At 68.4% G+C, this 17076-nt stretch carries 15 protein-coding genes; 8 read left to right on the top strand and 7 right to left on the bottom strand.

The features are described 5' to 3' along the window. Positions 1-5 precede the first annotated feature (5 nt). The 4 genes from M1L60_RS28085 (at position 6) to M1L60_RS28070 (ending at position 5746) form a co-directional block, all read left to right on the top strand. A complete protein-coding gene (locus M1L60_RS28085; protein WP_253240537.1) occupies positions 6-764 on the top strand; it encodes a type III pantothenate kinase in 759 nt (252 codons plus the stop codon). A 53-nt stretch (positions 765-817) separates the two neighbouring features. Further along, a complete protein-coding gene (lysS, locus tag M1L60_RS28080) occupies positions 818-2326 on the top strand; it encodes a lysine--tRNA ligase (protein WP_253240536.1) in 1509 nt (502 codons plus the stop codon). A 178-nt stretch (positions 2327-2504) separates the two neighbouring features. After that, entirely contained in the window at positions 2505-2861 is a 357-nt protein-coding gene (locus M1L60_RS28075) for a histone-like nucleoid-structuring protein Lsr2 (protein ID WP_253240535.1), read from the top strand. A 362-nt stretch (positions 2862-3223) separates the two neighbouring features. Then, positions 3224-5746 carry an ATP-dependent Clp protease ATP-binding subunit gene (locus M1L60_RS28070; RefSeq protein WP_253240534.1) on the top strand — a complete coding sequence of 841 codons (2523 nt, stop codon included), beginning with the start codon at positions 3224-3226 and terminating at the stop codon, positions 5744-5746. Between the two features lie 545 nt (positions 5747-6291). On the opposite strand, the gene M1L60_RS28065 is transcribed toward M1L60_RS28070, so the two are convergent. The 3 genes from M1L60_RS28065 to M1L60_RS28055 form a co-directional block, all read right to left on the bottom strand. Continuing rightward, entirely contained in the window at positions 6292-7674 is a 1383-nt protein-coding gene (locus M1L60_RS28065) for a glycoside hydrolase family 43 protein (protein WP_253240533.1), read from the bottom strand. Beyond that, the gene (locus tag M1L60_RS28060; RefSeq protein ID WP_253240532.1) at positions 7671-10169 is read right to left on the bottom strand and encodes an alpha-L-arabinofuranosidase family protein; all 2499 of its coding nucleotides are present in this window, start codon (positions 10167-10169) and stop codon (positions 7671-7673) included. The genes M1L60_RS28065 and M1L60_RS28060 overlap by 4 nt, the downstream gene beginning before the upstream one ends. A 147-nt stretch (positions 10170-10316) precedes the next feature. Next, a complete protein-coding gene (locus M1L60_RS28055) occupies positions 10317-11213 on the bottom strand; it encodes an HhH-GPD family protein (protein ID WP_253240531.1) in 897 nt (298 codons plus the stop codon). A gap of 21 nt (positions 11214-11234) precedes the next feature. On the opposite strand from M1L60_RS28055, the gene M1L60_RS28050 reads away from it, so the two are divergent. The 4 genes from M1L60_RS28050 to M1L60_RS28035 all read left to right on the top strand — a co-directional run bounded on the left by M1L60_RS28050 (position 11235) and on the right by M1L60_RS28035 (position 13656). After that, on the top strand, positions 11235-11738 hold the full coding sequence (locus M1L60_RS28050; RefSeq protein ID WP_253240530.1) for a glycine cleavage system transcriptional repressor: 504 nt from the start codon (positions 11235-11237) through the stop codon (positions 11736-11738). Further along, positions 11735-12271, top strand: a complete 537-nt coding sequence (def, locus tag M1L60_RS28045) for a peptide deformylase (RefSeq protein ID WP_253240529.1) — start codon at positions 11735-11737, stop codon at positions 12269-12271. The genes M1L60_RS28050 and def overlap by 4 nt, the downstream gene beginning before the upstream one ends. 83 nt (positions 12272-12354) lie before the next feature. Further along, positions 12355-13137 (top strand): adhesin, encoded by a 783-nt coding sequence (locus M1L60_RS28040; RefSeq protein WP_253240528.1) that lies wholly within the window; start codon positions 12355-12357, stop codon positions 13135-13137. Continuing rightward, positions 13138-13656: a 2'-5' RNA ligase family protein gene (locus M1L60_RS28035; protein ID WP_253240527.1), complete on the top strand. Its 519-nt coding sequence runs from the start codon at positions 13138-13140 to the stop codon at positions 13654-13656. 9 nt (positions 13657-13665) lie between these two features. Here the strand turns inward: M1L60_RS28035 and M1L60_RS28030 are convergent, their stop codons facing one another. From M1L60_RS28030 to disA, 4 genes are all read right to left on the bottom strand, one after another. Beyond that, on the bottom strand, positions 13666-14256 hold the full coding sequence (locus tag M1L60_RS28030) for a DUF6518 family protein (protein ID WP_253240526.1): 591 nt from the start codon (positions 14254-14256) through the stop codon (positions 13666-13668). 146 nt (positions 14257-14402) lie between these two features. Beyond that, positions 14403-14945, bottom strand: coding sequence for a hypothetical protein (locus M1L60_RS28025; protein WP_253240525.1), 543 nt, complete (start codon positions 14943-14945; stop codon positions 14403-14405). 301 nt (positions 14946-15246) lie between these two features. Further along, entirely contained in the window at positions 15247-15612 is a 366-nt protein-coding gene (locus tag M1L60_RS28020) for a hypothetical protein (protein ID WP_253240524.1), read from the bottom strand. A gap of 263 nt (positions 15613-15875) precedes the next feature. After that, complete coding sequence (gene disA / locus M1L60_RS28015) at positions 15876-17066, bottom strand: DNA integrity scanning diadenylate cyclase DisA (RefSeq protein WP_253240523.1); 1191 nt, start codon at positions 17064-17066, stop codon at positions 15876-15878. Between the last annotated feature and the right edge of the window lie 10 nt (positions 17067-17076).

Genomic DNA, 17076 nt, shown 5'->3' with positions numbered 1-17076 from the left:
CCACCTTGCTGCTCTGCATCGACATCGGTAACACCAACACCGTGCTCGCCACCTTCGACGGTGACAAGCTCGTCCACAACTGGCGGATCAAGACCGACGCCCGGTCCACCGCCGACGAACTGGGCCTGATGTTCCGGGGCCTGCTGGCCGGCGACGCGGTCGAGATCACCGGCGTCGCCGCCTGCTCGACCGTGCCCGCCGCGCTGCGCAGCCTGCGTACGATGCTGGCCCGCTACTACGGCGAGCTGCCCAATGTGATCGTCGAGCCCGGCGTCAAGACCGGCGTCCAGCTGGCCATCGACAACCCCAAAGAGGTGGGCGCCGACCGCGTGGTCAACACCCTGGCCGCGCACGCCCTCTACGGTGGCCCGTCGATCGTGGTCGACTTCGGCACGACCACCAACTTCGACGTGATCAGCGAGAAGGGCGAGTTCCTGGGCGGCGCCTTCGCCCCGGGCATCGAGATCTCGTTCGACGCTCTGGCCGCCCGGGCCGCCCAGCTGCGCAAGGTCGAGCCGGCCAAGCCACGGTCGGTGATCGGCAAGAACACCGTCGAGTGCCTGCAGTCCGGCATGTACTTCGGCTTCGCGGGCCAGGTCGACGGCATCGTCAGCCGCATGATCGAAGAGATCGGGCCGGTCTCGGCGGTCATCGCCACCGGCGGGCTGGCCTGGCTGGTCAAGGACGAGTGCAAGACGATCACCGCCCACGAGCCGATGATCACGCTGATCGGGCTCCGGATGGTATATGAGCGGAACGTCTGAGAGCGGCTGAGTAGGCTCTTAGGGCCTAATCCACTCTTACAGAGAGTCGTGCCGTGACCGAGCAGAATGTCGCCGTCCCTGATCCCGCCGAGGACCTTCCCGAGCAGATGCGGGTCCGCTGGTCGAAGCGGGACCGGATGCTCGCCGAAGGGGTGTCCCCCTATCCGGTGACCGTCGCGCGGACGACGACGCTGAAGCAGGTGCGTGAGCAGTACGCCGACCTGCCGATCGACGCGGCCACCGGCGACCAGGTGTCGATCACGGGTCGCGTGATCTTCGTGCGCAACGGCGGCAAGCTGTGCTTCGTCACGTTGCGCGACGGCGACGGCACCGAGCTGCAGGCCATGCTCTCGCTGGCCAAGGTCGGCGAGCAGAGCCTGACCGACTGGAAGCAGCTGGCCGACCTGGGCGACCTGATCTCGGTCACCGGCGAGGTGATCACCAGTCGCCGTGGTGAGCTCTCCGTCCTGGCCGACTCGTGGGCGATGAGCGCCAAGGCGCTGCGCCCGCTTCCCGTGGCCCACAAGCCACTTTCGGAAGAGACACGTGTCCGTCAGCGCTATGTCGATCTGATCGTCCGCCCGCAGGCGCGGGACACCGTTCGCACTCGTGCCACGGCGGTCCGCAGCCTTCGCGAGTCGCTGTTCCGCCGCAATTATCTCGAGGTGGAAACGCCAATGTTGCAGTTGCTGCACGGCGGCGCGACGGCTCGGCCCTTTGTGACACACAGCAACGCCCTCGACACTGATCTCTATCTGCGGATCGCGCCGGAACTGTTTTTGAAGCGGGCCGTCGTGGGCGGCATCGATCGCGTCTTCGAGATCAACCGCAACTTCCGTAATGAGGGTATGGACTCGACCCACTCGCCGGAGTTCGCGATGCTCGAGGCCTACCAGGCGTACGCGGACTACAACGACATGCAACGGCAGACGCGCGAGTGGATTCAGGAAGCCGCCATCGCGGTTGCCGGGTCACACATCGTGACGCACTACGACGGCACCGAGTTGGATCTGAGCGGCGAGTGGGCATCGGTAACCCTCTATGGCTCGCTGTCGGCGGCGCTCGGTGAGGAAGTCACCCCGGCCACCGATATCTCACAACTGCTGCGTTATGCCGAAAAGCACGACCTTTCCGTCGACCCGAAGTGGGGCCCGGGCAAGCTCGTCGAGGAACTGTTCGAGCACCTCGTCCAGCACACGCTGCAGGCGCCCACGTTCGTGCGCGACTACCCCGAGGAGACCGCGCCGCTGACCCGGGCGCACCGGGAAACCCCAGGTCTCACCGAGAAGTGGGACCTCTACGTCAGCGGCTTCGAGCTGGCCACGGCCTATTCCGAGCTGGTCGACCCGGTCGTCCAGCGCGAGCGGCTGGTCGCCCAGTCGCTGCTGGCGGCCGGCGGCGACCCCGAGGCGATGCAGCTCGACGAGGATTTCCTGCGGGCCATGGAGTACGGAATGCCGCCCACCGGTGGCATGGGAATGGGAATCGACCGGCTCTTGATGGCGCTCACCGGCCTGGGCATTCGGGAAACGATCCTCTTCCCGCTCGTCCGGCCGGAGTAAGGGCTCGGAGCAATCGCCGGCAGATAGCATGCGGGCATAGCTTCCGGTCAACGTTCGAGGGTGCCGGAACAAGCCCGTACCGGAAATGTTCTGACCGCCATTGACGGGCGATGCCGCCTTAGCGTTATTGTCTGTGCGTTGCATTGGGGAGAACCTGTGTTCGGGAGGATAACGGCGCGTGGCGAAGCAGATCATTCACAAGCTGGTCGATGACATCGACGGTGGCGACGCCGACGAGACGGTGAAGTTCGCCCTCGACGGCATTCAGTACGAGATCGACCTCTCGGAGAAGAACGCCGCCAAATTGCGGGAGCTCTTCGACCCGTACTTGGAGGCCGGCTCCAAGGTCGCCCGGGGCGGAGTGGTCGTCGGGGGCCGGGCCGCCCGCGGCCGGGGCGGCGCGACCGCCGACCGGGAGCAGAACAAGGCCATCCGGGAGTGGGCCAAGAAGGCCGGCAAGGACATCTCCGACCGGGGTCGTATCCCGCAGGAGATCGTGGACGAGTTCCACGCCAAGGGCCCGGGTCGTAACTGACCCCCATCCACCAGCCCCCGGACAGACGCAGCAGGGCCCGTCGCACCTCGTGCGGCGGGCCTGTTGCTTTTCGCTCGATCTTCGGTCCGCCGCCGTAGGGTTATCCACAGGTGGGGACGACGTTGTCCACAGGCTGTGGATGCTCGTTTCCGCGATTTCGCTGTCCGCGTAGCCGTTCCACTGGGGGAACAGCGGGTGAGCGTGCGAAGTTGGCTAAATCAACGTTGCGGAAGGTTTCGAGGGGCCACGAGGGCCCAGCAAGACCACCGGGCGGCGATAGAGTTGTCAGTACGGGTATCACCGATGCCCGTGCGCTGGCCCCGCCAGTCCATTGGCGCACGGCACGTGAGGAGCACGAGGGCATGTTCGAGCGGTTCACCGACCGAGCGCGACGGGTTGTCGTCCTGGCCCAAGAAGAGGCCCGGATGCTCAACCACAACTACATCGGGACCGAGCACATCCTGCTCGGCCTGATCCATGAGGGTGAGGGCGTCGCCGCCAAGGCTCTCGAGAGCCTGGGCATCTCTCTCGAGGGAGTGCGGCAGCAGGTCGAGGAAATCATCGGCCAGGGTCAGCAGGCGCCGAGCGGGCACATCCCGTTCACGCCCCGCGCCAAGAAGGTTCTCGAGCTGTCGCTGCGTGAGGCGCTTCAGCTCGGCCACAACTACATCGGCACCGAGCACATCCTGCTCGGCCTGATCCGCGAGGGCGAGGGCGTCGCCGCCCAGGTCCTCGTGAAGCTGGGGGCCGACCTCAACCGGGTCCGCCAGCAGGTCATCCAGCTGCTCTCCGGCTACCAGGGCAAGGAGCCGGCCGCGGCCGGCGCGGCGGCGGGCGAGGCTGCTCCGTCGACGTCCCTGGTCCTCGACCAGTTCGGACGCAACCTGACCCAGGCCGCCCGCGAGGGCAAGCTCGACCCGGTCATCGGGCGCGAGAAGGAAATCGAGCGGGTCATGCAGGTGCTGTCCCGCCGCACCAAGAACAACCCGGTCCTCATCGGTGAGCCCGGCGTCGGCAAGACCGCGGTCGTCGAGGGTCTGTCCCAGTCGATCGTCAAGGGCGAGGTGCCCGAGACGCTCAAGGACAAGCAGCTCTACACGCTCGACCTCGGTGCGCTGGTCGCCGGTTCCCGCTACCGCGGTGACTTCGAGGAGCGCCTCAAGAAGGTGCTCAAAGAGATCCGCACCCGGGGCGACATCATCCTGTTCATCGACGAGATCCACACCCTGGTGGGTGCGGGTGCCGCCGAGGGCGCGATCGACGCCGCCTCGATCCTGAAGCCCATGCTCGCGCGGGGTGAGCTCCAGACCATCGGCGCCACCACCCTCGACGAGTACCGCAAGCACCTGGAGAAGGACGCCGCTCTCGAGCGCCGCTTCCAGCCCATCCAGGTCGGTGAGCCGTCGCTGGCGCACACCATCGAGATCCTCAAGGGCCTGCGCGACCGCTACGAGGCCCACCACCGGATCAGCATCACCGACGCGGCCCTGGTCGCGGCGGCGACGCTGGCCGACCGGTACATCTCCGACCGCTTCCTGCCCGACAAGGCGATCGACCTGATCGACGAGGCCGGCGCCCGGATGCGTATCCGCCGGATGACCGCGCCGCCAGACCTGCGTGACTTCGACGAGCGCATCGCCCAGGTGCGCCGCGACAAGGAGTCCGCGATCGACGCGCAGGACTTCGAGCGGGCCGCGCAGCTGCGCGACAAGGAAAAGACGCTCCTGGGCCAGAAGGCGCAGCGCGAGAAGGAGTGGAAGGCCGGCGACCTCGACGTCGTGTCCGAGGTCGACGACGAGCAGATCGCCGAGGTCCTGGGCAACTGGACCGGCATCCCGGTCTACAAGCTGACCGAGGAAGAGACGTCCCGTCTGCTCCGCATGGAAGATGAGCTGCACAAGCGGGTCATCGGCCAGGAGGATGCGGTCAAGGCCGTCTCGAAGGCGATCCGGCGTACGCGGGCCGGCCTGAAGGACCCGAAGCGGCCGTCCGGCTCGTTCATCTTCGCCGGGCCGTCCGGTGTGGGTAAGACCGAGCTCTCGAAGGCGCTGGCCGAGTTCCTGTTCGGCTCGGAAGACGCGCTGATCCAGCTCGACATGTCCGAGTTCCACGACCGCTACACAGTGTCGCGGCTCGTCGGTGCCCCTCCCGGCTACGTCGGTTACGACGAGGGTGGCCAGCTGACCGAGAAGGTGCGTCGCAAGCCGTTCTCCGTGGTTCTCTTCGACGAGATCGAGAAGGCCCACCCGGACGTCTTCAACACGCTCCTGCAGATCCTCGAGGACGGTCGCCTGACCGACGGTCAGGGCCGCATCGTGGACTTCAAGAACACGGTCATCATCCTGACCACCAACCTGGGCACCAGGGACGTGGCCAAGGCGGTGTCGCTGGGCTTCCAGGCGTCGGAAGACGTCGAGAGCAACTACGACCGGATGAAGGTCAAGGTCAACGACGAGCTGAAGCAGCACTTCCGCCCGGAGTTCCTCAACCGCATCGACGACACGATCGTCTTCCACCAGCTCCGCCAGGAAGAGATCCTGCAGATCGTCGACATCTTCACGTCGCGTATCGAGGGTCAGCTCAAGAACAAGGACATGGGTCTCGAGCTGACCGACAACGCCAAGAAGTACCTGGCCAAGAAGGGCTTCGACCCGGTCCTGGGCGCGCGGCCGCTGCGCCGCACGATCCAGCGCGACCTGGAAGACACCCTGTCCGAGCAGATCCTCTTCAACGAGCTCCGCCCGGGGCAGATCGTTGTCGTCGACTGCGAGGGGGATCCCGAGAACATCGAGAAGTCGAAGTTGACGTTCAAGGGGGCTGACCGGGGCGTTGCCGTTCCGGACGCTGTTCCTGCTGACCTCGGGGCTGCGACCACCGAGGAGTAAGTCTGCTGTTCTCAACGGCCCGGCGCTTGTTTGCGCCGGGCCGTTTTGCGTTTCCGGACCGGTCTGGCTCTGTCGGGCTGCCGTTCGGTTGCGGTGGGACGGTTCGGGGGCAGGGGATGACCCACTCCGGGCGATCAGGCTTGGTCCCTGCGTGGGTCATCCCCTGCCCCCGAACCTCGTACTCCTTACGGATCGTCGGCGGGACCCAGCGCTTCGCGCGGTACAGCGCGGGCGCGACTGGGCTGCCGGCCGTGATCACGGTGGACTACACCGGGGGCCGGTTCGTCTATCAGGGGTGGGTGGCCTGTTGTGGTTGCGGTGGGGGTGCTGCTTGCGGGTGGTGGGTGGCCTGTTGTGGTTGCGGTGGGGGCGTTGCCTGCGGGTGGTGGAGTGGCCTGATGTGGTTGGGATGAAGGGGATTGCTTGTGTCCGTTTGGGGCAACGGCCCGGCTGCGTGGGCAGCCGGGCCGTTGCTTGGTCCCGGGGCGACTCCGGGACGGGCCCGCGCACGCGTCGGGGGGAACGCGTACGCGGGCGGGGGGCCGTCAGGTCAGTCGTAGGACTGTGCCGGCTGAGCTGACGGAGACGGTGGAGCCGGAGATGCGCAGGTAGCCGCCGGTCTCGACGCGGAGCTTGAGGCCGGTGCGGACGGGCTCGCGGCGGACTTTCAAAGGCGTGGTGCTCAGTTGCAGGTCGGGCCCGATGAACCGGGTGGGGTGGTCTACCGAGCGCAGCGCCTCGGTGCCGTCGGGTTGGGGCTCGAAGCGGAACTGGGTGGCGGCCAGGTCGCGGGGGGCGCGTTGAACGACGATCTTGCCGCCGGCTGTGTGGCGGACGTAATCGTCGGGACGGTCGGTGGGGGAGATGCGGATGATCGGGCCGCCGTTGCCTACGGGGATGCCGAACAGGGGCGTGCCGTCGGGGTGCCAGTAGAGGCGCTGGATGCGGGCGTGGCGGTTGGGGTCGTACAGGGGATCTCCGGTTATGTCTCTGTAGTCGCGGGCGTGGTAGACGAGGACGTCTGTGCGGCCGTCCTCGGCGACGGTGAAGGAGTTGTGGCCGGGGCCGTAGCGGGCGGTCTCGGTGTTGGTCACGAAGATGGGGTCGGGTGTCTTGACCCACGTCTCGCGTTTGAGGAGGTCGGCGTCGGCATCCGCGGTCAGCAGGCCCATGCAGTAGCGGGCGTCGGTGGCGGAGGCTGAGAACGTCATGAAGATGCGGCCGTTGCGGATCAGGACGGCGGGGCCCTCGTTGACGCGGAAGCCCTGGATCTCCCAGTCGCGGGTGGGGGTCGTGATGCGGGTCGGCTTGGACGCCAGGCTCCACGGCGTGCCCATGCGGGCGATGTAGAGGCTGGTGTTGACCGCGATCTCGGGCTCGCTCTGGGCCCACACCAGGTAGCGGCGGCCTCGGTGAGCGAAGGTTGTCGCGTCCAGCGTGAAGCCGTCCCACTCGGTCATCAGCTGGGTCTTGAGCTGCCAGCCGCTGGGGTCCAGCGGATCGGCCAGCGGGGATTCCAGCACGTACGTGCGGATGCGGAAGACGTCGTCGGAGTCGCCGGCGGCGAAGTAGATGTACCACTTGCCGTCGATACGGTGCAGTTCCGGCGCCCAGATGTGGCCGGCCATCTTGCCGGTCGCCGGGCGGCGCCAGATCACCGTCTCGGGCGCGTCGGACAAACCGGCCAGAGTGGACGCGCCGCGCAGGGCGATGCGGTCGTACTCGGGAACTGAGCCGGTGAAGTAGTACTTGCCGTTCGTGCGTGGGGTGATGAACGGGTCGGCTCGCTGAGTGACCAGGGGTTGGACCGTGGGGACGCCGTAGATCTCGGCGTCGGTCCTGGGCACTACGGCTTCGGCCGCTCCGGCGCCGGCCAGGCCCGCGACACTGGCGCCGGCCGCGGTGGCCAGCAGGGTGCGCCTCTTCATCGGGTCTCCAAACGCAGGAACGTCACGGAACTGGCGGGGAACTCACGGGTGAAGGTCGAGCTCAGGCCGCGGACGGTGGTGGTGACGGGCTGGATGGGCTCGGCCGAGCGGGTGTTCTGCTCGCCCGGGTCGCCGGCGAGCACGGTCATGCGTCCGGTCGAAGCGACCTTGATCTTCCCGAGGTTGATCTTGGTGATTGCGGGCGTCGTCGAGGCGTTGACGACCTTGACGATCAACTCACCCTTCCTGGTGTCGCGGGTGACGACCTGGGCGAAGGGCTCGGTGACCTTGTTGTCGTCGAAGCTGCCCCACACCTCGCCGTCGCGGATCAGGGTGACGCGGGTGCCCCGGACCTCGATCCTCAGGTCGTACGTCTGATTGGTGGTGACCGAGTCGGGCCGGGTGAGCAGTTGTTCCTTGGCCGCGGCGGACCCGGTGGCCTTCTCGATCGCGCCCTGCGTGTTGTTCCAGCCGCCGAGGTTCCACCAGTACCAGGAGCCCGAGTCCTTGATCCCGAACGGGATGAGGAAGCCCTCGTCACCCGCGGTCTTGGTCGCCTTGAGGCTGATGTCGTAGTCGGTCGCGGTGATGCCGGTGGCCGCCGCGACCATTGTGTCCTCGGCCGCGACGTCCGTCTGCGTGTAAGCGCCGTCGGTGACTGCCCAGGTTCCCCGCCCGGCGAGAGGGCTCCAGCCGTCGGCGTTGCCGTCGTTGAAGTCGTCGCTGAGCAGCACCGATCCGTCCGGCGTGGTCACCTTGAGATCGTCGTACCGAGCGGCCGTACGCCACGTCGAGAGCCCGACCCGGCCGGTGATCGGCTGCGGCTGCACGACCCGGCCGCCGCTCACCTTGGTCGGCACCACCCGATCGCCGACGTTGGTCATGAACAGCTTCTGCATCTGGTAGCTCGTCGAGCCCCACGACTCGTCGTTGTCGAACCAGATCAGGTCGGGCCGCCACTGCACGTTGTCGATGTTGGCGAACAGCGGCGCGTAGGCGGCCATCTTGACGACGTCGGCGTTGCGCTCGAGCGAGGTCATGTAGGCCGCCTCGGCCAGCGAGTTGAAGAACTTGGCGTCCTGCGACGCGTACTCACCGAGGAAGACCTTGGGCCCGTTCCGGTCGTACGAGTCGTAGCGGTTGTTGTTCTGCAGGAACCAGTTCGGGCTGTTGTAGTAGTGCTCGTCGACCATCTCGGTGCCGGCCGCCTTGTTCTTGGCCCACAGGTTGTCGAAGGTGACGCCCATGTCGTCCGGCCCGGAATTGCTGATCACCGTGATCTTCGGGTACTTCGCCTTGATCGCGTCCCGGAACTTCAGGAAGTTGGCGAAGTACTCGTCGGGCAGGTTCTCCTCGTTGCCGACGCCGACCATGGTCAGGCCGAACGGCTTCGGGTGGCCCATCCGCGCCCGCACCTTGCCCCAGGTCGAGGTGACCGGCCCGTTGGCGAACTCGATCAGGTCGAGCGTGTCCTGGATGTGCCGCTGCAGCAGCGCCGGATCGTCGGTGGCGCGGTTCTGGCCGCAGCCGGTGACCAGCGCCGGCACGACGGGCAGCGGGGCCGCGCCGATGTCCTCACTGAACTGGAAGTACTCGTAGTACCCGAGGCCGTAGCTCTGGTTGTAGCCCCAGAAGTTCGCGTTGGTGGCCCGCGTCTCGACCGGCCCGATCGTGTCCTTCCACTGGTACGAGCGGGCCCGCGGGAAGTTCGAGGCCGCGTCGTACGCGTAGTGGCTGCCCGTGTTGACCAGGCACCCGCCCGGGAACCGCACGAAGCCCGGCCGCAGCGCCGCCACCTTTTCGGCCAGGTCTTTGCGCAGGCCGTGACCCTTGTAGGTCTCGCGCGGGAACAGCGACACCATGTCGAGCCGGTGGGTGCCGGCGCCGCTCGCCGCCACCGACAACCGGCCGGCGTCGCTCGTGGTGGTGGCGCGCAGCGTGCCGGCGTACCGGGACCAGGTGTTGCTCTTGACCGTGATCTTCAGCGGCGCGGCGAGAGCGGAGCCGTCGGCGGTCGCCAGTGAGACCGTCAGCGGCGAGCCGGAGTCGGAGCGAGCCCAGACCGAGAAGTCGTAGAGCTTGCCCTTCTGCACGGCGAGGCCGCTGTTGAAGCCCGCGTTGGTGACGCCGGCCGGGCCGGTCAGCTGCAGATACGTACGGTTGCGGTCGTTCAGCCGGTTGCCGTCGTCCACGGTCGTCGCCGTTCCGGTCGCCGTCCACCCGGTCAGGCCGGAGTACGAGCGGTTGTCGGTGGCGTTGAACTCGAAGGAACGGTTGCGGACCAGTTCGGCGTAGAGACCGCCGTCGGCCGCGTAGTTGATGTCCTCGAAGAAGACGCCGTACATCTCGTCGCCGATCGCCGCGCCGGTGGCCGCGGAGTCGACGGTGATCGTGTAGTCCGGGTCGGCTGCGGCGGCGGCCGGTGGGGCGACCGCCAGGGGCAACGCGGCCAGAGCGGCGATGGCGCCGGCCGTTCGGGATCGGAAGCGGGCCACGCGGGTCCTCCTTGTTCGCGCGAACAAGGAGGCTTCTCAGCGCATGGTCGGTGGCACCATTACCGCACCAAGGCATGTCTGTCCGCGTGATACCGGTCAATGTTAGCGTTCACCATAGACGCAAGCCCGCGGAAAGTCAGGTGCCAATTACAGAGACTGCGGCCGTACGCTCGGAGCGTCCCCGGCGAGCACGAAGACCTCGGCTTCGAGCGGTTCGACCAGCCCGTCCTCGACCAGTCCGGCCAGCGCCCGGGCCCGCTGCACGTCGTCGTTCCACACCAGATCGAGGCGCTGGCGGGGCACCGGGCCGGTGGCGTGCCGCAGCACCTCGAGCAGCAGGCCGCGGACCTGACGGTCGGTCCCCGCGTACCGCTGGGGCTTGCGACTCGGCCCCTCGAGCGCGGGCGAGCCGTTGAGCCGCCACGCGCAGACCGCCTCGAACGGGCACTCGGTGCACCGCGGTGACCGGGCCACACAGACCAGAGCGCCCAGTTCCATGAACGCGATGCTGGCGCGGGCGGCCCGGGCCGGCTCCTCGGGCAACAGGTCGGCCATCGCGACCAGGTCGGCCGCGGTCGTCGACGGGCCCGCGTCGGGTTTGCCCTCGACGGCCCGGGACACCACGCGGCGGACGTTCGTGTCGACCACTGGGTGACGCTGGCCGTACGCGAAGGTCGCCACCGCCCGCCCGGTGTAGGTGCCGACGCCGGGCAGGGCCAGCAGCTGCTCGAGATCGGACGGGACCTCGCCGCCGTGCCGCTCGACCATCGCCACCGCGCACGCGTGCAGCCGCATGGCCCGGCGCGGATAGCCGAGCCGGCCCCACATGCGGATCGCTTCCGACGGCGGATCGGCGGCCAGGTCGGCGGGGGTGGGCCAGCGGGTCATCCAGGAGCGCCAGGCCGGCTCCACCCGGACGACCGGCGTCTGCTGGAGCATCACCTCGCTCACCAGGACCCCCCAGGGGGTGGTGTCGGGTTGCCGCCACGGAAGATCCCGGGCGTTCTGGTCGAACCACGTGATGGCGTCATCGGCAAGAGTCATGGCAGGTCTTACTGTAAGCAGGTGCATGAGCTCGCCATCACCGTCATCGGTCCCGACCGGACCGGCATCGTCGCCGACGTGGCCGAGGCGCTGGCCGGCGTCGGGGCCAACCTGACCGACTCGACCATGACCCGGCTCCGCGGCCACTTCACGATGACCCTGATCTGCACGGGTCCGACCGTCGACGAGGCGACCGACGCCCTCTCCACGCTCGGCGACGTCGTCACCTCGGTGCGGTCGGTCGCTCCCGAGTCCGACAAATCGGATGACGGCGACCCGTATGTGGTGAGTGTGCACGGCGCCGACCGGCTCGGCATCGTGTCGGCGGTGACCCGGGTGGTCGCCGCCGCCGGCGGAAACATCACCGATCTGAGCACCAGGCTCACGGGCACCCTGTACGTCATCATCGCCGAGGTCGACCTGCCGTCCGGCTCGGCCGACGAGCTGGCCGAGCAGCTCGCGGTGGCCGCGGCCGAGCTCGGTGTCGAGGTGACCCTGCGCCGCGCCGAGTCGGAGATCCTGTGACCGCGCCCGTGGCGTGGGACGGTCCGGCGGGCAACGTCCTCCCGGTCGTCACCGCCCCGGCGACAGTTCTGAGTACGGTCGGCGACGAGGTCGACCCGGCCGACCCCGCGATCGTGCAGCTCGCGGCCGACCTGGTCGCCACCATGAAGGTCTCGCCGGGCTGCGTCGGCCTGGCCGCGCCCCAGGTCGGCGTCGGCGCCCAGATCTTCGCCGTAGACGTCACCGGCCACCCCAAGGCGGCCACCGTCCACGGCGCGTTCGTCCTCTGCAACGCCAAGATCATTGAGGCCAGCCGCTGGAAGGCCGGGCGAGAGGGTTGCATGTCCGTCCCCGACCTCACCGGCGACGTGAAACGGGCGGGCCGGATCGTGGTGTCGGCGATGCTGCCCGGTAGCGGCGAAGCGGTCGAAATCACCACCGACGCCTTCGAGGCGCGGGCCCTGCAGCACGAGATCGATCACTGCGCCGGAAAGTTGTTCCTCGATCGTGTCGCCGGCGCGCACGCGATCTACCAGCGCAAGGTCTACCTCTAGGCTTTTTTGCGAGCCGTTGTCGCATCTGCCCCGGCGCGTCGCGACGGCTCTCGCGGGCGCGCGGGTTTACGGTGTTGCGCATCATGAAAGCGACGGTTGGTCCCCTTCCATCCGCCGTCTACTGGCGGCGTCGTGCGGTCGTGCTGGGTGCTGTGCTGCTCGGCATCATCGTGCTGTTCGTTTCGTGCACCGGTGGCGACGACGACTCCAAGAAGGGCCAGAGTCCGACCTCGGCCTCGACCCAGCTGCCCAGCTCCGGTCCGGAATCGCCGGAACCGTCGTTCCTGGACGGTCAGCCCGGCAACAGCGGCCCCTCGCTGCCCGCCCCCGGCGACCTGCAGACCCAGTCGCCTGGAAACGACGGCGGCTCGGAGCCGACGCTGCCCCCCACCGGCGGCACGGGGACCGATCCCGGCACCAACCCCGGCAACGGCACCGGCCAGAACAACAATGTCAACATCCCGGCCGACGGGTCCTGCGCCGACGGCGAACTCACGGTGACCCCGGTTCCGGCCTCCACGAACCTCAAGCGCGGCGCGCCGGTCCAGATAGAGCTCAAGGTCAAGAACATCGGCCAGCGCACGTGCGCCCGCGACGTCGGCGCCGACCCGCAAGAGCTCTACATCGACCAGGGCGCCCACAAGTACTGGTCCTCCGACACGTGCAGCACCGCCAAGGGTGGCGAGGTCCGCCAGCTGCCGGCCGGTCAGGAGCTCACGTACAAGGTCACCTGGAACGGCCGCCAGTCGAGTACCTGCACCGGCGGCTCCCCGGCCGGCCCCAACCCGCCGCCCGGCCAGTTCGAACTGCGCGCCCGCCTCGGCACCCTGGTCAGCAAGCCGGTCGCGCTGACCATCACGCAGTAAGTGGTCGCTGCGCTCGAGCTCTACCTGGACGTCGACGCCACCCGAAGGGTCCGCACGCTGTGGCGGGCCCTCGAGGACGAGGGCATCCCGACGCTGGCGTCGCTGCTGCAAGAGAAGCATCGCCCGCACGTGTCGCTGGCCGCCGCCCGCACCTTGTCGCCGTCGGCGGTGGCTGAGGCGTTGGAAGGACTGCCGGTCGGCCGGGGTCTGACCCTCGACCTGGACTTCGTGGGGCAGTTCGTCGGCCGGGTGCTCTGGTTGGGCGTCACACCGACCTTGGCGCTGCTCGACCACCACCGCGAGGTGCACGAACGCCTGGCCGCAGCCGGCGTCGAGGTGTGGGACCTGTATCAGCCGGGTCGCTGGGTGCCGCATTGCACAGTGTCGATGCGCGTCCCGAACCCGCAGATGGGCCACGCGATCCTTCGCTGCCTCGAAATGCTGCCCCTACGCGCGACGGTCACCGCCGCCGCGATCACCGACCACGCCAACGGCATCAACGAGCCCCTGACCGCGTAGTGGCCTCGGTCAGCGGAAGCCGGTGACGGAGAGCAGGGCGAAGCCGATCGCCGTCAATGGGAGGGCGCAGAGCAGCCCCAGAGCGCGCTGACGCCACGAACGGCCGACCCAGAGGGTGATCAACACCCCCAGGACGACGTCGACGGAGATGACCCCGAGCTGGTCGCCGGTGTCGTACGAGGGATCACCGATCCGCGACACGTCGATCATCGCCTCCGCGAACAGGACGGCCGCCGGCATGCCCACCGCCACCGTCTGCAGGCGCCCCGGCGCGCGGGCGATCACCCCGGCCGCACCGAAGACGATCCCAGCGACGACACCGAAGCCCATCCACAAGATCGCGGTGTTGTTGTAGAGGTTCGACCAGTCGTCGTTCTGGATCAGCGCAGCCGCCAGGTAATAGCTGGGGACGGCCACCACCAGACAGACGATCGCCCCGACGATGCTGACGGGCATCGACCACCGGACACGCCACGTGAGCAGGAACGCCGCCACCGCCCAGACGGCCATCGAGTTCCCCAGATCGGCGAACGGCCACGGCAGATACTTGATCCAGACGAAGTCGAGAAACCCCAGCAGCAGCCCCACCAAGGGTGCCACCACGAGGACGTTCCGGCTGCTCACCATAAGAGCCGATCTTAAAAAGCCCCCGGCGCCCCCACATCGCACCCCGGTCGGAATCCGCCCCCGGGTGATCGACCAAAAGACCGAGCCACGGACCCATCCGGGGAGCCGGCGCCGTTGAATCAGGCTCTCACCGGGTTCGCGGGACGAGCCGTGCGGGCTTCGGTGACCCACCGCAGAAGAGCCGCGGACGCCTGCTCGACGCGGATGTCGCTGGTGTCCAGAATCGGCACCGTCCACCGCTGATCGCCGGCCCGCCAGTCGGACCACCGCTCCCAGCGCATACCGGCCCAGGACCCCTCAGTGATCACAGCCGGCATGTGGCGCGGATCGACGGCGTGTCCACGGTGCCAGCGAGCCCACCCGACAAAGGCATCCCTCGCCTGATCAGACCACTTGCCGGCATCCCGCTGCTCCAATCGCCGCCGCCGCTCGTCGTCGGCCACGTCGAGCACACACGTGGCGATCCCGTCGAGTTCGACCGCTGACGGACTGGCCAGCACCTCCCCGAGCGGCGACTGCCCCAGCAACAGCATGTCGAACCCGTCCCGCTGATATTCGACCGCCCGCCGCACCCACTGCTCCAAGCTGCGCTGGCGCCACCCCTTATCGGCCCCCGACGGCACCCCGACCTCATCGAAGTCGTGCACCACGAGCCCCGCCACCGAGGCACACCCCCGAGCAGCAGTTGTCTTCCCTGAACAACTGGACCCCGCAACCGACAACAACACTCCACCACTGTGTTCCCGCCCCACCCAATACGCGACCGAAATCCCACCGCCCTCGCCGCCCCGCGGCCACCAACTCGACCCAGCCTTGCCGTGACCTGCCGTCCCGCGGCCACCAACTTGACCCAGCAATGCCGTGACCGATCCCGCCGTCCCTGCCGTACCACGGCCACCAACTTGACCCAGCCTGGCCGGGAACGATCACACCGTCACTGCTGCGTCCGGTGAAGGCGTGTGGTCAGGCGGCGGCGGCGAGAGCGCGGAGCGTTCTCGGGAGCGCCGTCACGAGGGCCAGCGCCAGGACGCTGATCACGGCCTGCCCGACGCGGCCGGGTGTCACACCACCGGCCTGGTCGACCACGTAGTTCGCATACCCGTTGGCCAGCGCGTCGGTGACCAGGATGAACGCACCCAGCACCAGGCCCGCCGCCGGACGGCGCAGCAGCAGAACGACCGCCGCCGCATCCAGCACCGTGAGCGACACGAAATAGACCGACAACCACGTCGGCATCGCGGGATAAGGGTCGAGCCCACCGACCACCAACTGCACCACGTGCACGACCGTGCCGTAGGCGAAGACCAGCACCGCCGCGATCAGAACCACCGATGCCGGCCGCGGCCAACTGGGCCGAAACCGACTCACGAAAGGCCATCCGGTCGGCCAAGCCGAGGTGAACCCGCGATCTGTCGACCGGCCCCAAAGAGAACTGCGATGGGGCCGCCCCGGCCAATCACGTTCACTGTGCACACGATGGCCGCCCCGGGCGCACACGCGCAACGAGAATCGGAGCGGTTTCGCGGCACGCGATCCGTCGCCCGAGGACGGGCTGGGGTAACGCGAGCCGGTCGCGGCTCAAGACGCGGCGGTCAGACGTAGCGTTCGAGGATGGAGGCCTCGGCCAGGCGGGACAATCCCTCGCGTACGCCCCGGGCCCGAGCGTCGCCCACGCCGTCGACGGCCTGTAGGTCTTCGACCGTGGCGCCGAGCAGGCGTTGCAGGCTGCCGAAGTGGTCGACCAACCGGTCGACGATCTGGGTGGGCAGGCGCGGCACCTTGGCCAGCAGGCGGAAACCGCGGGGGGAGACCGCCGCGTCCAGCGAGTCGCTGGCGCCGGGGTAGCCGATCGCCTTGGCCACGGCGACCAGGTCGATCATCTCGGTGGCGGTCAGCAGGTCGAGTTCGACCAGGGCCTCGTCGAGCGTGCGAGCCTTGCGCCCGGTCGGCAGGTAGTCGCGGATGACCAGGGTGCGGTCGGAGTCGACGCCGGCCATCAGCTCGTCGAGCTGCAGGGCCAGCAGGCGGCCGTCGGTGCCCAGCTCGACCACGTAGCCGGAGATTTCGTCGGCGATGCGGCGGACCATTTCGAGGCGCTGGACGACCGCGACCGCGTCACGCACCGTGACCAGGTCTTCGATCTCGAGGGCGGACAGCGTGCCCGAGACCTCGTCGAGGCGCAGTTTGTAGCGTTCGAGCGTGGCCAGGGCCTGGTTGGCCCGGGACAGGATGGCCGCCGAGTCGTCGAGGACGTGGCGCTGGCCGTTCACGTAGAGGCCGATGATGTGCATCGACTGGCTGACCGAGATGACCGGGAAGCCGGACTGCTTGGCCACCCGCTCGGCCGTACGGTGCCTCGTGCCGGACTCTTCGGACGGGATCGACGGGTCGGGCATGAGGTGGACCGCGGCCCGCACGATGCGAGTGCCGTCGCTCGACATGACCACCGCGCCGTCCATCTTGCACAGCTCCCGCAGCCTGGTCGCCGAGAACTCGACGTCGAGCGGGAAACCGCCGGTGCAGATGCTCTCGACCACGGCGTCGTGGCCGAGCACGATCAGTGCGCCCGTGCGCCCGCGCAGGATGCGCTCGAGACCGTCGCGCAGCGCGGTGCCCGGCGCCATCAGCGCGAGATTGGCGCGCAACGGATCGGCGCTCACCCCGCCGCCCGTGAGGCCGGGACCGGCGCCGGTGGCCGCCGGACGGTGCGCCGAGCCGTTGACGCCAGGCCGTGGAGTCGGGCTGGCGGCGGCGGGTTTGGAACCATCGCGGTCGAACGGCACCTGGACATTC

The organism is Paractinoplanes aksuensis (assembly GCF_024137025.1).
Taxonomy (GTDB): Bacteria; Actinomycetota; Actinomycetes; order Mycobacteriales; family Micromonosporaceae; genus Actinoplanes; species Actinoplanes aksuensis.
This window is presented reverse-complemented; position numbering and strand designations above follow the sequence as displayed.